The following is a 13,844-nucleotide window of genomic DNA, read 5'->3' as shown; positions in this document are numbered from 1 at the left end:
ACAGGAAAGGAACAACCATGCCCCAATATCAAGTGGATTCCGAACGGATCCAATCCTCCTCCGCCGCCGTTTCGGCGTCCATCGCCGCCATCCGGCAGGCGGTCAACGGAATGTATACGAACCTCAACGGGCTCCAGGACGCCTGGCGTGGCGGTGCCGCCACGCAGTTCACTTCGGTCAGCGCGCAGTGGCGTGCGGCACAGCAGCAGATGGAGGCGTCGCTGGAATCCATCCAGCAGGCGCTCACCCAGGCATCCACCGTCTACGCCGACGCCGAAGCGCAGGCGTCCCGACTGTTCGCTTCCGGCTGAACAGTATCACGGCGGTGATCCGCTCCGGTACGCCCGCAGACATACGAAAAGGGCTCCGACCCTCAACAGGTCGAAGCCCTTCACATCGCGGCAAATCCGTGTTACGGCATCCGCTGCTGCAACGCGCTACCGCGCTGCGATGGCGGATTCCGAGAGCGGATCAGTAGCCCATGTCGGCGCCGGCGGCCGGAGCGGCGGTCTTCGGTTCCGGCTTGTTGGCGACAACCGCTTCGGTGGTCAGGAACAGGCCGGCGATGGACGCGGCGTTCTGCAGAGCGGAGCGGGTGACCTTGACCGGGTCGGCGACGCCGGCGGCCAGCAGATCCTCGTAGGTGTCGGTGGCGGCGTTGAAACCCTGACCCTCCGGCAGCTCGCGAACCTTGTTGAACACCACGTCACCGGACACGCCGGAGTTCTCGGCGATCTGCTTGATCGGGGCCTCGATGGCGCGGAACACGATGGCGGCACCGGTGGCCTCTTCGCCGGTCAGCGAAGTGACGGCTTCTGCGGACTCGGCCTTCTTGGCAGCCTGGACGAGCGCCACGCCACCGCCGGGCAGCAGGCCCTCTTCGATAGCGGCCTTGGCGTTGCGCACGGCGTCTTCGATGCGGTGCTTACGCTCCTTGGCCTCGACCTCGGTGGCCGCGCCGACTTTGATGACGGCGACGCCGCCGGCCAGCTTGGCGAGACGCTCCTGCAGCTTCTCACGGTCGTAATCGGAGTCGGTCTTCTCGATCTCGGCGCGAATCTGGGCCACGCGAGCCTCGACGTCGGCCTTGTCGCCGCCGCCGGAAACGATGGTGGTCTCGTCCTTGGAGACGATGACCTTCTTGGCGGTGCCGAGCACGGACATGTCGATGGAGTCGAGCTTGAGACCCAGCTCGTCGGACACGACCTGAGCACCGGTCAGGATGGCCATATCCTGCAGCATCGCCTTGCGACGGTCGCCGAAGCCGGGGGCCTTGACGGCGCAGGAGTTGAAGGTGCCGCGGATCTTGTTCAGGATGAGGGTCGGCAGCGCCTCGCCGTCGACGTCCTCGGCGATGATCAGCAGCGGCTTGCCGGACTTCATGACGAGCTCGGCGATGTGGACGACGTCCTGCTGGCTGGAAACCTTGCCGGAGGTCAGGAGGATGTACGGATCCTCAAGAACCGCGGTCTGGTCGTCCGCGTTGGTCACGAAGTACGGGGCGATGTAGCCCTTGTCGAAACGCATGCCCTCGGTGAACTCAAGGTCAAGGCCGAAGCGGTTGTTGTCCTCGACGGTCACGACGCCGTCCTGACCGACCTTGTCCAGAGCCTCGGCGATCTTCTCGCCAACCTCGGGGTCGGCTGCGGAGATCGTGGCGGTGGCGGCGATCTGGTCCTTGGTCTCCACGTCCTTGGCGGCGGCGACCAGTTCCTTGACGATGGTGTCGGTGGCCTTCTCGATGCCGCGACGCAGCGCGATCGGGTTGGAGCCGGCGACAACGTTCTTCAGGCCTTCGTGCACGAGGGACTGGGCCAGCACGGTGGCGGTGGTGGTTCCGTCGCCCGCGACGTCGTCGGTCTTCTTGGCGACTTCCTTGACCAGCTCGGCGCCGATGCGCTCGTACGGATCCTCAAGATCGATTTCCTTGGCGATGGAGACGCCATCGTTGGTGATGGTCGGTGCGCCATAGGACTTGTCGAGCACCACATTGCGGCCCTTCGGGCCCAGAGTGACCTTCACGGTGTTGGCGAGCTTGTCGAGACCCGCAAGCATGCCCTGACGAGCTTCCTCGTCGTATGCAATGATCTTTGCCATGGTTGTGTATCCTCCAAATGGCTTCACGGTACTGAATCTCACCTGGGGGCGAGGCGTGGCCGCCGACCGTCAGCTGCCGGCTGTCACTCTCACTCCCCGAGTGCTAATTGGGAGATTAGCACTCTCGGTGCCCGAGTGCCAACATATTCACGAGGATTGCGCTGTTGGCTTGAAATCATCGCGTGATCCGCGAAGGCCGGAGCATGCCGATACCGATCCGGTAAAGCCGAAAGAAAAGGAAAAAGCTCCGGCACCCATTGGGTACCGGAGCTTCGATGACGCGCAAAGCCTCGCACGATTCAGAGCTTGACCACTTTCGTGGCCTGCATTCCCTTCGGCCCACGTTCGGCCTCGTACTCGACCTTATCGCCCTCGTTCAGCGTCTTGAAACCATCGGCTTGAATAACCGAGTAGTGCACGAACACATCATCCCCACCAGCATCAGAGGTAATGAATCCGTAACCCTTGCCAGCGCTGAAGAACTTCACAGTTCCCTGTGCCATTGTTATATTCTTTCCCTTGTTCCTATGCCGCGAACAAACGGAAGAGAGCTCAAAACCGCACCGCATCCCCCACCTCGCGACTCCATATCATTGTACGGTACTAGGGGACATTCGCACAAAGCCTCGGGGACGCGGATTCTCGGCCGATGTACGGTCACTGCATCAGCACGACGACGACGGGTGCGGAGATGCCCGACATCTGCCGCACGTCGGAGATGCCCAAGGTCACGGCGATGTCCTTCGCGGTCGCCGCATCGGTCTCGTTCTGGTACCAGACCACGGTGCTCGCAGGCAACGTACCGGAGGGGTTGGCGGAGACGACGTTCTTGTATCCGGCCTGCTTGAGCGTGTACGCACGGCTGGCGGCGTGACCGGAGATCTTGGTTCCGTTGATCACGCGGACGGAAGTGGCCTTGTTCGCCTCGGCGGTGGCCGGCGGCGTCGACTGCGCGTCGGACGAGGCGGTGGAGTCCGTCCCCTGCCCGTTCGTGTCGGTGGCATCGGTCGAACCGTCGCTGCTGCTCGATGTCGTATCGCTCTGGGCGGAATCCGTGGAGGTATTGGAAGCCGTGTCGGAGGAACCGTCAGTCGAACTAGAAGTGGACTGCTCGCCCGTGCCGGACTTCGTCGTGTCGCCGGTCTTCGAGTCGTCGCTGTCGGACGCCTTGTCGTCGGCCGCCTGCGACGTGCCGTTGTTCCCGAAGAGCACGTCGGAGAACATTCCCGACAGCACACCCCATGTGCCGACGCCCGCCAGGGCCACCACAAGCAGCACGATCAGGAAAGGCGTCATGCGCGCCCCGGCCGACCGCGCGCCCCGATGCACGCCCACCGGACCTGCCGGAGGATTGTCGAACACGTCTTTGGCATACGAATCGTATGTTTCCTTGTCCTTGGCCATAATCACCCTTCCGTATCGTTCGTCAAGTCTACCGGCCATGGTGTCCCAAGTGCGCGGCGGCCGTCAGTCATGCACCGGATATGCACAGCTTCGACACGCTCGCTACAGTAGAGACCATGAGTCAACATCCAGTCAAACCATTGTCGCAGCTCGTGGAGCCCGGATGGGCCGCCGCGCTGCAGGACGTGGAGCCGCAGGTCCATCACATGGGCGATTTCCTCCGCTCCGAACTGCAGGCAGGACGTCAGTACCTGCCCGCAAGCCATAATATCCTCAGAGCCTTCACAATTCCATTCGACTCGATCAAGGTGCTGATCGTCGGGCAGGATCCCTACCCGACTCCGGGGCATCCGGTCGGCCTGAGCTTCTGCGTGGCGCCCGACGTCCGACCGCTGCCGAAGAGCCTGGTCAACATCTACCGCGAGCTCGTCGACGACATGCACGTGCCGATGCCCGCCAACGGTGACCTGACACCCTGGACCCAGCGCGGCGTGATGCTGCTGAACAGGTGCCTGACCGTCGGCGTGGGACGCCCCAACAGCCATCAGGGCAAGGGATGGGAGACCATCACCGAGGCCGCCATCCGCGCCCTTAACGCCCGGGTGGACGCGGACGGCAAGCCGAAGCCGCTGGTGGCGATCCTCTGGGGGCGCAACGCGCAGAGCCTCGCGCCGCTGCTCACCAACGCGACCATCATCGCCTCGCCGCATCCCAGCCCTCTGTCCGCATCCCGCGGGTTCTTCGGCTCCCACCCGTTCTCCCGCGCCAACCAAGCGCTGGTCTCCATGGGCGCGGAACCGGTCGACTGGTCACTGCCATCGGCGCAGGCGGATCGGCCCGATCCCCACTCCGCGGTTGCTTCGTCACGGTAAGGTGGGCAGCATGGCTTTATTCACCTCGAAACCTTCAATGCCGTCCCAGCTCGCGAACGCGATCCCCACGACGGGCGCCATGCCGGCCGCCCCCATGCGCACGCCCGTGCCGGCGCCTTCCGCCGCGCTGACGCAGGATGACCTGCGACGCGCACGGCAGCTCACCGACCGCATCCGCGCCAGATTCGCCCAGACGCTGGTCGGACAGTCCGACTTGCGCGAAGCGCTGATCGCCACGATGGTCGCAGGCGGCCACATCCTCATCGAATCCGTGCCCGGCCTGGCCAAGACCACCGCGGCCCAGACGCTGGCCACCTCGGTCTCGGGAACGTTCCGCCGAGTGCAATGCACGCCCGACCTCATGCCGTCCGATCTGGTGGGCACCCAGGTGTTTGACTTCTCCACCCAGCGGTTCTCCACCCAGATCGGCCCGATCCACGCCAATTTCGTATTGCTCGACGAGATCAACCGTTCCAACGCCAAAACGCAGTCGGCGATGCTTGAGGCCATGGCGGAAGGCGCCACGACGATCGGCGGCGAACGCATCGAGCTGCCCAAGCCGTTCATGGTAATCGCCACCGAGAACCCCATCGAGGAGGAGGGCACGTTCAACCTGCCGGAAGCCCAGATGGACCGATTCATGATGAAGGCCGTCATGACCTATCCCAAGGCCGACGAGGAGACGAGCATGCTGGCGATGCTCACGCGCCGCGGCACCGACATGTTCGATCCGAAATCACTGCCGTCCGACACGATCACCATTCAGGATGTGGAGTTTCTGCGCAAATCGGCGCGGCGCGTCCATGTGTCGGAGGCGATCATGCGCTACGCCGTCGATCTGGTGGCGACCTCGCGCGGTGCCGGAAACAAGCCGCTGAAGGGCCTGAGCTCGACGGTCCGCCTCGGTGCGAGCCCCCGCGCGTCGATCGCCTTGATCCGCAGCGGGCAGGCCAACGCGCTGCTCGCCGGCCGGGATTACGTCATCCCCGAGGATGTGAAGATGATGGTCCACGAAGTGCTCAGGCACCGTGTGATCCTGACCTTCGAGGCGCTGGCCGACGGCGTGACCAGCGACCAGGTGATCGATCGGATCGTGGAAACGGTTCACGTCCCATGATCGATGGCTCACACCCCTCACACTCCTCACACTCCTCATCTTCCGACAACCGGATCCGCAGGAAGATCGAGGCGCTGGGCAATTCGCTGAGCCTTCCGACCGTTCGCAAGGCGCTGGGCGTCCTGGAGGGCGAGCACGCCTCGAACCGGCGTGGAGGCAATGACGACCCGATGGACATCCGCGTCTACGGGCCGGGGGACGAGGCGCGTCTCATCGATTGGAAAGCCAGCGCCCGTCTCGGCCGCCCGATGGTCGTGCAGCATGCGCGCCAGGCGACCAGCCAGGTGTGGCTGCTGTGCGATGTCGGCGAGGAGATGACCGGAGGATGCGCGTCAGGCGAGCCGGCCTACGCGGTCGCAGGCAACGCGCTGCGCATGTTCGCCGCGCTGTCGCTGCGGCGCAGCGATGACGTCTCCCTGGTGTTCGCCGACGCCCACAGCATCACGCGCATGCCGTTCAACGGCGGGTTCGCGCAGTTCGAGCGCACGCTGGACGACGCCTTGCGGCGGGATTGGTCATACGGCCGCAACATCGACGCTCTGCTGGATTACGCGCGCCGCATACGCGACCGTCAGGCGCTCATCGTGCTTGCCACCGACGAGCTGGCCCTGCGCAAGCGTCACATCGACGTCATCGGCGCCATAGCCGCCACCCACCCCGTGGTGCTGATCACCGTGGCGACGGCCAACCCCTTCGACCCGTCCGAGGCCGCCCGCGAATGGTATGACGGAAAATCCGGGCGCCGCATCCCCGCCCTGCTGCGCAACGCGAAGGCCGCGGAAGAGGTGGCGCTGCATCGCAGATACGTGTGCGCCGCTCTGGAGCACGAACTCGCCAAACGTGGTTCGCGAATGATCCGCGCCGCGTCGAGCGACATGATGTTCGATGCCTTCGTGCGGCTGGTGTCGCGTTCGCTCGGCCGTTCCATCCGCAATCAGCTGCGTGTGCCGCCATCGCTGAACCTGACGTCGGAGGTGCCTGCATGAACGTCATGAACGGTTTCGTGACCTCGTCGACGCTGGCCGCAGCCGTGGACGTGAACGACCTGCATCCCGTGACGGACGTGCCCGTCGCGTCTCTGCTGCCCATAGTGACGATGGCGTGCTTCATCGCGTTGCTGATCCTGATTGTGGCGATCGTCATCATGTCCCGTCCTCGACGTGCGAAACGCGTAGCCGCTCCCCGAGGGTCCCACAACGCCCTCGCCCCCGTCTCGCAGTGGAAAAGCCGCGTGCATGACATCGTGGAGCGCAACGGGGCCGGGAAGCTTTCGCGCGAGGACGCCTTCGTCGAGCTCGCCGCCGTGGCGAGGGACTTCGCGTCGCAGGCCAGCAGCGCGGAGCTCGGTTCGACGACGCTGCAGGAGATCGCGTCACGTTCCGCAGGCTCCCTGGCAGGTGATTCGGGAGTCCACGGTTTCACGCTGCTGCGCCAGACCATAGCCGCGCTGTATCCGCCGGAGTTCGCGAACGCCGAGTTCAATGCGCAGGCGAAGGACGCCACCGTGGAACAGGCCGCCGACTGGGTGCTGAACCTCGTGGAAAGGTGGCGCTGATGACCACGAACGACATGAGCATCCATTGGCTGTGGCCGTATGCCGCCGTGGCGGCCGTGCTCGTCGCGGCAGTGCTGGTGGCCGTCATCGCGATCTTCCGAGGCCGCAGGCGTCCCCCGCGGGACGGCATGCCGGTATACAGTCTTGACGACGACCTCAATACCGAGCATGCATCGCATCTGTTCCATCTGTGGCGATTGCTGGGGCGGATCGCCGTGGCGGCGCTGGTGGCGGCGCTGGCCATCTGCACGGTTCTTATCGCCAGACCGGCGCATGTGGACCGCGACGCGGAACGCTCCAGCAGTCGCGACATCGTGTTGTGCCTCGACGTATCAGGTTCGGCGCTCCCCTATGACCGGGCGGTCATCGAAACATATCTGGAACTGGTGAGCCATTTCCGGGGAGAACGCATCGCCCTGAGCATCTTCAACTCGACATCGCGCACGGTGTTCCCCCTGACCGACGACTACGACCTGGTCTCCAGCCAGCTGACCAAGGCGGCGGACGCGCTCCGTGGCGTCGAATCGCAGGACGACATCGACAAGATGAGCGACAAGGACTACCAGAAGATCGCCGATTGGCTGGAAGGCACGCAGAACCGCAAGAACTCGACATCACTGATCGGGGACGGGCTGGTCAGCTGCGCCGCGATGATACCCGGCTTCGCCTATGGCGACACGTCCGGCGCCGCACGGCAGCGCCCCGCCTCGATCGTGCTCGCCACCGACAACGTGGCGTCCGGCACGCCGACGTATTCACTCGCCCAGGCGCTCGATATGGCCGAAGCCTCGCATATCAGCGTGGACGGCCTGTTCTCCGGGCCACGCCAGAGCGAGGGCGACGCCACAACCACCGAGATGAAGCAGCAGATCGAGTCCCGCGGCGGAACGTTCCTCACCCAGTCGGGCTCATCCGACATCAACGAGCTGGTGAGGCAGATTGACAGCCGGCGTACCAGCGAAAGCCGACGGTCAAGCCAGGCCGCGCTGATCGACGCGCCGGGATGGTGGACGCTGATGCTGGTCGTGCTGCTTGCGATATGGATGATACTGGCATGGAGGTTGAGACGATGAGACCGATGACATTCGCCCCGGCTCTGGGTTGGATCGCGGGCGGCGCGATCGCGGCGCTCATGCTGGCGTTCGCGGTCGCGGTGGTCGTCGTGCATGTGCGGCGCAGGCGCTCCAGCGATGAGACGCTGACCGCCTGCATACGCAGGGTGATAATGTTCCTGCTCGCCGCCGTGATGATGCTGACGCCCAGCATCGTGACGACCACCACCAGCCGGGCTATCAATGCCACCGATGTCATGGTGGCGGTCGACGTCACCGGATCGATGGCGGTCAAGGACGCGGAATACGGCTCCTCGGGTACAATCAGCCGTCTTGACGCGGCCAAGCGCATCGTGAAGGGCATCACGTCGACGTACGCCGATTCCAGTTTCGCCGCATTGCGCTTCGGCGCGAGCGGCACCCTGGATGTGCCGTTGACTCCGGACTCCATCGCCATTGACGGCTGGGCCGACACGCTGGCCGTCGAATCCACGTCCACATCGGCCGGATCGAGTCTCGACACGCCGCTCGACCAGCTGATGCTGTCGCTCAAATCAATCAGGGATCAACATCCCGATGACATCATCGTGCTGTATGTGATCACGGACGGCGAGCAGACCTCCGACACCGCACGCCGTAGCTATTCTGCGCTGAGGCGGTACCTTGACGACTCGTTCACCATCGGCGTGGGCTCTGATGCGGGTGGCAAGATACCGATGGCCAGCGACGGCACAGCAACGGGACAGCAATCCGACGGGCAGTGGGTGACCGACCCGACGACCGGCAAGCCAGGAATATCCAAGCTCGACGAGGCCACGCTGAAATCCATCGCCGATGAGATGGGCGGCTCATACCTGCACGTGGACGCCTCGCACACCATCGAACAGGCCGTGTCCGCCAAGGCATCAAGACAGTGGAGGCTCACCCAGACGGTCAAACGGCGGGAGCGTACGATTCCCGTGATATGGCCGTTCGCCGTGGCGCTGGGCCTGCTGCTCGCCTGGGAGATCGGCGCATGGATCGCCATGTCACGGAGGATGCTATGAAATCCCGGAAATCAACGAATCGTGCAATGAAAAGCAACACAGTGAAGAAGCGCGAGGCGAACGGCCGCGCAGCGAAAGACCTCGCAGTAGCGCGCACTCCGCTATGGTCGCGCATCCTGATCGGCATCGTCGCGATGGCCTGCCTGTGCGCGGGCATCGCGGCCGGCGCGAACCTCATCGCTGTCACCGCATTCGACGATGCCACCTCGCAACTGAACGGCAATCTGAAGGCCGCTTCCAAGGATGACGCCGACCTGTCGACGCTCAGCGCACTCCAGCAAAAAGCCGACGCCAGGTTCGCAGACGCGGCCGCATGGTCCGCGTTGCTACTGCCGCAAGTCAAGGACGTGATCGACACCAACGCGTCAGTCTCCGCCACGCTGACCGAACGCATCAACGCGCAGCTCCAGAAGCAGCAAAACACCGAAACCTCCAACGCGCAGACCACGCCCGGATCGGACGGCAACGCCAGGCAGAGCGGCGGTCTGACGCAGGAGCAGCGCAAGCAAGTGGACGACCTGCTGAAGTCGAATCAGCAGTCCAACTCGCAGAACGGCTCCAAAGGCGGTAAGGGCAAAAGCTCCTCCAACACAAACTCCACCACCAAGCCATGGTGATTGGCCCGGGCGCCGCCTGGTTCCAGCTGTCCGGTTCCGGTTGTCCGTGTACCACACCACACGATTTTCGACGGTTTTTGGGCTGGTGTGGCAACGCCGGTATCAGAGCGTTTTCCCGAATCATTGGAAAATGGCGGTTTCTGTGATTCGCTTTCTGCCATACCACGTAATGAGAAGGCTCACATTCCATTGTGTGGCACGACAAAAGCCACACAATGCATTTTTCCCATGTTTTTCCCCTGGTGTGGCCATCCCGGCACAGCATCCTTAGCACGGCAATCGGCGGCGAAGTCAGGTCGATTCTCCCCTGATGGAAAGACGGGCCACGGCACAAGTGGCGCTGCGGATGAGAGGCACCCGGGACCGCCCCAGGCGGCTTCGCCTGCAAACAGCCCCTCTACTCGCTTCACGGCTCAGCCCGCCAGCGAGGGCACCATTGCGCATCACTCCATTCAGTGCTCCGCGACGGCGCCGGTCTCGTCGTCCACATTTGCTGTGGATGACACGCCGAGTGTGTGGATAAGTCGGGAGCCTTCGACCACATGTTCCGCTCCGCTTGCGCGCGGATGGCCGTGCATGCGTTCATGGAACCATGAACACTTGCACTATCTTCAACGGCGCGTTCCCGATATGGGGGAACGCGATGGCGTCGATCGCCGGCGCCGACTGCCCTTGCCGCACCGCTGTCGGGTCCAGCCGGGAGCGCATCGGCTCCCTGCAACGGCTGACCTCCAACGCGCTGGAACAGTCCAGAACCGCGATGGCCGCCGCCAAGAACCTGGATTGGACCGGCAATGCGGCGACACTGTGCGCACGAGCATTGGACCGCGATACGAGGTTGGCGGCATCCATCGACGACCGCGTGCGGCAGACCGGGCAACTCGCCTGGAGCGGAGGCTCATCATGAACTGGATGGTCACTTCGTCGATACACGGAGGCACGCAATACGCCCCGGCAACCCGTGAACGATATACGGCCGCCGTGGCATCGCTGCGCAATCAGGCGGAGGAGATGAAGGGCGCGGGGTTCTTCTGGTCGGTGGTCCACGACCAGCTCCGAAAGGACCGTGCGGGCGCGGCGCTCTGCCCTGCGTTGGCCGGCAGCGGCGGCGATGGAGAACCCGGTCACGTCTCCATGCCATATGCGCGTCTGCTGGAGCAATGCGTCACCCACGCGCGGGAGTGCGCCACGCTCGCCGGGGACCTGGAACAGGTCGCCGATCTGATCGCCCGCGCCCACAGCCTGTATGACGAAGCGGAGACCAAGGCGGAGACGAAACTTCGCAAGGCCGCGCAGATCATGACGACCGTGCTGCCCAGCGTCGGATGGAACACGCTGGGGATGCTGTCACTCTACGGATTCGTCTCAGGCTCCATCAAGGACGGCAAGCTCAACCCCGTGCGGGCGCTCGATGCCACGTCGAAAATGGATGAGGAGCTGCTGGCATCGCTGGCGGGACGCATCACGAACAACCGCATCGCGCACATCCTCGGCGGTACCCAGGTCGCCGGCGCCGCGGAACGCATCGCAAAGTACACGTCGAAGTTCAAGAACGCCATGCAGGGCAACAAACTCACCGTGCGTGAGGTGCAATCCACGTCTCAGGTGGCCGGGGCCTCGCATTCCGTGGCCTCGTCCATGGAGAACCTCCGACGGCTCGCCGAGGAACGCCTGGGCAAGATCACCCTTAACAGCGGACTCAGTTATGCGACGATAGCGGTCCAGCGATACCGCCGCTCCGATGGGACGACAGGCTGGCTAATCCTGATACCGGGCACGGACGGGCAGGACGATTCGCCGTTCGGATGGGAGCAGAACCTCGAACTCATGAGCTCCAACGCCAACCGACGCAGGAACGCGGACAGCTTCCGCATGGTCGAGGAAGCCATGAAACAAGCCGGCATCGGCAAGGACGAGCCGGTGGCATTGGTGGGGCATTCCCAGGGCGGCATCGTGGCCGCGGCCCTGGCCTCCGACCTGAAGGACTCCTACGCCATCGATCACGTGGTGACCGCCGGCTCTCCTGTCGCCAATCATCCGATACCGCCCAAGACCTGGGTGACCAGCATAGAGATCGAGGACGAGCTCGTCGCCTCGCTCGATGGCGGCCGCAACCCTTCGACCGAACAATGGCTCACCGTAAGGGGCAAAGTCACGCAGACCACCGGCGTCACGCCGCCGACGGTGAACGCCGACGGGTCGTGCACACCCGGCCAGAACACCGGTTCGGCCGAGTCGAACTACGCCGGAGCACTGGTGGCCGACGCGCCGAAGACCAAGGAGATATCCCATTGGCTCAAATACCATCAGGCCGCGTACCGCAACGCCACCGATCTCGGCTCGCCCGCCGTGGACGCGCACGAACGGCATTTCCAGCAGATCATCGACGGCGAACTCATCGACACCCGATACTACGAGGGGCGCATGTCGCATGAATGACGGGCGTGCACGCACCGGAAACACGGGAAAACAGCAGTCAGCAGACGAAAACGAGAGGAGAACGACATGCCGGGACGAAAAAGGCATCAGGAACGGGGGCGAAACGAACATGCATCGGTTTCGCATCAGGTTTACGGCTGGAAGTAATCTGGGATGCTATGAAGCTTACTGACATCACCCCCGCAATTGCATTGACCCCGCTCGACGGACGCTACCACAAGCAGACCGCACCTCTCGTCGAATATCTGAGCGAGCCGGCGCTGAACCGCGAGCGCATGCGCGTCGAAGTCGAATGGATGATCCTGCTGGCCAACGGCTTCGACGGCAACGGCAACCAGCCGATCGTCGAAGGCGTGGAGCCGTTCACCGACGCCGAGATCGCCTTCCTGCGGGCCATCCCCGAGGACTTCGGCGCCGAAGGCATCAAGCAGCATGCCGCGCACGAGGCCGTCACCCACCATGACGTGAAGGCCGTGGAATACTACATCGACGACCAGCTCGACAAAGCGCCGGCCGAGCTCACCCACATCAACGACGCGCTCAAGACCCTTGTGCACTTCGCCTGCACCTCCGAGGACATCAACAACCTGTCCACCGCCCGTTGCGTGAAGAACGCGATGGAGCAGGTATGGACGCCGGCGTTCAAGGAGATCATCGACCACCTCGCCGCCAAGGCCGAGGAATACAAGGACAAGGCCCTGCTCTCCCTCACCCACGGCCAGCCGGCCACACCGACCACGCTCGGCAAGGAGCTCGCCGTCTACGCCTACCGTCTGAACCGTCAGCTGAGGCACATCGAGAACCAGGAGTACCTGGGCAAGATCAACGGCGCGACCGGCACCTTCGGCGCGCATCTGGCCGCCTGCCCGGACGTCGACTGGATCGCCGTCTCCCGCGAGTTCGTCACCAACCGCATGGGCCTGACCTGGAACCCGCTGACCACGCAGATCGAAAGCCACGACTGGCAGGCCGAGCTCTACTCGACCGTCTCCCACGCGAACCGCATCATGCACAACCTGTGCGTGGACGTGTGGATGTACATCTCGCGCGGCGTGTTCGCCCAGGTGCCCGTCAAGGGCGCCACCGGCTCCTCCACGATGCCGCACAAGGTCAACCCGATCCGCTTCGAGAACGCCGAGGCCAACTTCGAACTGTCCTGTTCGCTGCTCGACACGCTCTCCGCCACGCTGGTGGAGTCCCGTTGGCAGCGCGACCTGACCGATTCGACCACCCAGCGCAACATCGGTTCGGCGCTCGGCTACTCGCAGCTCGCCCTGTACAACCTGATGGGAGGACTCAAGTCCATCCATCCGAACGACATCGTCATCGAACGCGAACTCGACTCCAACTGGGAGGTGCTCGGCGAGCCGATCCAGACCGCGATGCGCGCCTGCGAGCTCAAGGGCCTGCCCGGCATGGACAAGCCGTACGAGAAGGTCAAGGAACTCATGCGCGGCCATGAGATCAGCAAGGAGGCGGTCGAGCGCTTCATCGACCAGCAGTCCTTCGACCCCGCCACGGCCGCGCGGCTCAAGGCGCTGACCCCCGCCACCTACACGGGCGTCGCCGGCGCGCTGGTCGACTTCGACCGCTGAGCCGTCCGATAATTCCCATTTCCATCGACGATCAATCAGCACAGGAACGG

Annotated in this window: 14 protein-coding genes; 11 read left to right on the top strand and 3 right to left on the bottom strand. The window is 64.0% G+C overall.

The genetic code is table 11. From position 1 onward, the window contains the following. The first annotated feature begins 17 nt into the window (after nt 1-17). Entirely contained in the window at nt 18-311 is a 294-nt protein-coding gene (locus tag MMB49_RS03435) for a WXG100 family type VII secretion target (protein ID WP_003812525.1), read from the top strand. Between the two features lie 160 nt (nt 312-471). On the opposite strand, the gene groL is transcribed toward MMB49_RS03435, so the two are convergent. From groL to MMB49_RS03420, 3 genes are all read right to left on the bottom strand, one after another. Then, complete coding sequence (gene groL / locus MMB49_RS03430) at nt 472-2,097, bottom strand: chaperonin GroEL (RefSeq protein ID WP_003821749.1); 1,626 nt, start codon at nt 2,095-2,097, stop codon at nt 472-474. Nucleotides 2,098-2,396: 299 nt separating this feature from the next. Further along, entirely contained in the window at nt 2,397-2,600 is a 204-nt protein-coding gene (locus MMB49_RS03425; protein WP_003816407.1) for a cold-shock protein, read from the bottom strand. 154 nt (nt 2,601-2,754) lie between these two features. Continuing rightward, nucleotides 2,755-3,501 carry a LytR C-terminal domain-containing protein gene (locus MMB49_RS03420; protein ID WP_003816409.1) on the bottom strand — a complete coding sequence of 249 codons (747 nt, stop codon included), beginning with the start codon at nt 3,499-3,501 and terminating at the stop codon, nt 2,755-2,757. Nucleotides 3,502-3,617: 116 nt separating this feature from the next. Between MMB49_RS03420 and MMB49_RS03415 the strand changes: the two genes are divergently transcribed. From MMB49_RS03415 to purB, 10 genes are all read left to right on the top strand, one after another. Then, nucleotides 3,618-4,373 carry a uracil-DNA glycosylase gene (locus tag MMB49_RS03415; protein WP_013389717.1) on the top strand — a complete coding sequence of 252 codons (756 nt, stop codon included), beginning with the start codon at nt 3,618-3,620 and terminating at the stop codon, nt 4,371-4,373. Between the two features lie 10 nt (nt 4,374-4,383). Then, nucleotides 4,384-5,490 carry an AAA family ATPase gene (locus MMB49_RS03410; protein WP_022174179.1) on the top strand — a complete coding sequence of 369 codons (1,107 nt, stop codon included), beginning with the start codon at nt 4,384-4,386 and terminating at the stop codon, nt 5,488-5,490. Beyond that, nucleotides 5,487-6,476, top strand: coding sequence for a DUF58 domain-containing protein (locus MMB49_RS03405; protein WP_047271804.1), 990 nt, complete (start codon nt 5,487-5,489; stop codon nt 6,474-6,476). The genes MMB49_RS03410 and MMB49_RS03405 overlap by 4 nt, the downstream gene beginning before the upstream one ends. After that, nucleotides 6,473-7,045, top strand: a complete 573-nt coding sequence (locus tag MMB49_RS03400; RefSeq protein WP_003816418.1) for a hypothetical protein — start codon at nt 6,473-6,475, stop codon at nt 7,043-7,045. The genes MMB49_RS03405 and MMB49_RS03400 overlap by 4 nt, the downstream gene beginning before the upstream one ends. A gap of 14 nt (nt 7,046-7,059) precedes the next feature. Further along, nucleotides 7,060-8,118 carry a vWA domain-containing protein gene (locus MMB49_RS03395; protein ID WP_003821653.1) on the top strand — a complete coding sequence of 353 codons (1,059 nt, stop codon included), beginning with the start codon at nt 7,060-7,062 and terminating at the stop codon, nt 8,116-8,118. Beyond that, nucleotides 8,115-9,143, top strand: coding sequence for a vWA domain-containing protein (locus MMB49_RS03390; RefSeq protein WP_047271802.1), 1,029 nt, complete (start codon nt 8,115-8,117; stop codon nt 9,141-9,143). The genes MMB49_RS03395 and MMB49_RS03390 overlap by 4 nt, the downstream gene beginning before the upstream one ends. A gap of 26 nt (nt 9,144-9,169) precedes the next feature. Continuing rightward, the gene (locus MMB49_RS03385; protein WP_082247866.1) at nt 9,170-9,760 is read left to right on the top strand and encodes a DUF6466 family protein; all 591 of its coding nucleotides are present in this window, start codon (nt 9,170-9,172) and stop codon (nt 9,758-9,760) included. A 592-nt stretch (nt 9,761-10,352) separates the two neighbouring features. Then, entirely contained in the window at nt 10,353-10,667 is a 315-nt protein-coding gene (locus MMB49_RS03380) for a hypothetical protein (protein WP_003812499.1), read from the top strand. Then, nucleotides 10,664-12,199, top strand: a complete 1,536-nt coding sequence (locus MMB49_RS03375; protein ID WP_047271797.1) for an esterase/lipase family protein — start codon at nt 10,664-10,666, stop codon at nt 12,197-12,199. The genes MMB49_RS03380 and MMB49_RS03375 overlap by 4 nt, the downstream gene beginning before the upstream one ends. 158 nt (nt 12,200-12,357) lie before the next feature. Continuing rightward, the gene (gene purB / locus MMB49_RS03370; RefSeq protein WP_047271795.1) at nt 12,358-13,794 is read left to right on the top strand and encodes an adenylosuccinate lyase; all 1,437 of its coding nucleotides are present in this window, start codon (nt 12,358-12,360) and stop codon (nt 13,792-13,794) included. The last annotated feature ends 50 nt before the right edge of the window (nt 13,795-13,844 follow it).

Source organism: Bifidobacterium sp. SKU, assembly GCF_026016405.1.
Classification (GTDB): Bacteria; Actinomycetota; Actinomycetes; order Actinomycetales; family Bifidobacteriaceae; genus Bifidobacterium; species Bifidobacterium bifidum.
Note: the sequence above shows the minus strand (reverse complement) of the source record. Positions and strands in the feature narration are given on the sequence as shown.

Coding starts and splice junctions, on each gene's coding strand:
- MMB49_RS03435 (WP_003812525.1), top strand. CDS start 18: ATGCCCCAATATCAAGTGGATTCCGAACGGATCCAATCCTCCTCCGCC.
- groL (WP_003821749.1), bottom strand. CDS start 2,097: ATGGCAAAGATCATTGCATACGACGAGGAAGCTCGTCAGGGCATGCTT.
- MMB49_RS03425 (WP_003816407.1), bottom strand. CDS start 2,600: ATGGCACAGGGAACTGTGAAGTTCTTCAGCGCTGGCAAGGGTTACGGA.
- MMB49_RS03420 (WP_003816409.1), bottom strand. CDS start 3,501: ATGGCCAAGGACAAGGAAACATACGATTCGTATGCCAAAGACGTGTTC.
- MMB49_RS03415 (WP_013389717.1), top strand. CDS start 3,618: ATGAGTCAACATCCAGTCAAACCATTGTCGCAGCTCGTGGAGCCCGGA.
- MMB49_RS03410 (WP_022174179.1), top strand. CDS start 4,384: ATGGCTTTATTCACCTCGAAACCTTCAATGCCGTCCCAGCTCGCGAAC.
- MMB49_RS03405 (WP_047271804.1), top strand. CDS start 5,487: ATGATCGATGGCTCACACCCCTCACACTCCTCACACTCCTCATCTTCC.
- MMB49_RS03400 (WP_003816418.1), top strand. CDS start 6,473: ATGAACGTCATGAACGGTTTCGTGACCTCGTCGACGCTGGCCGCAGCC.
- MMB49_RS03395 (WP_003821653.1), top strand. CDS start 7,060: ATGAGCATCCATTGGCTGTGGCCGTATGCCGCCGTGGCGGCCGTGCTC.
- MMB49_RS03390 (WP_047271802.1), top strand. CDS start 8,115: ATGAGACCGATGACATTCGCCCCGGCTCTGGGTTGGATCGCGGGCGGC.
- MMB49_RS03385 (WP_082247866.1), top strand. CDS start 9,170: ATGAAAAGCAACACAGTGAAGAAGCGCGAGGCGAACGGCCGCGCAGCG.
- MMB49_RS03380 (WP_003812499.1), top strand. CDS start 10,353: ATGAACACTTGCACTATCTTCAACGGCGCGTTCCCGATATGGGGGAAC.
- MMB49_RS03375 (WP_047271797.1), top strand. CDS start 10,664: ATGAACTGGATGGTCACTTCGTCGATACACGGAGGCACGCAATACGCC.
- purB (WP_047271795.1), top strand. CDS start 12,358: ATGAAGCTTACTGACATCACCCCCGCAATTGCATTGACCCCGCTCGAC.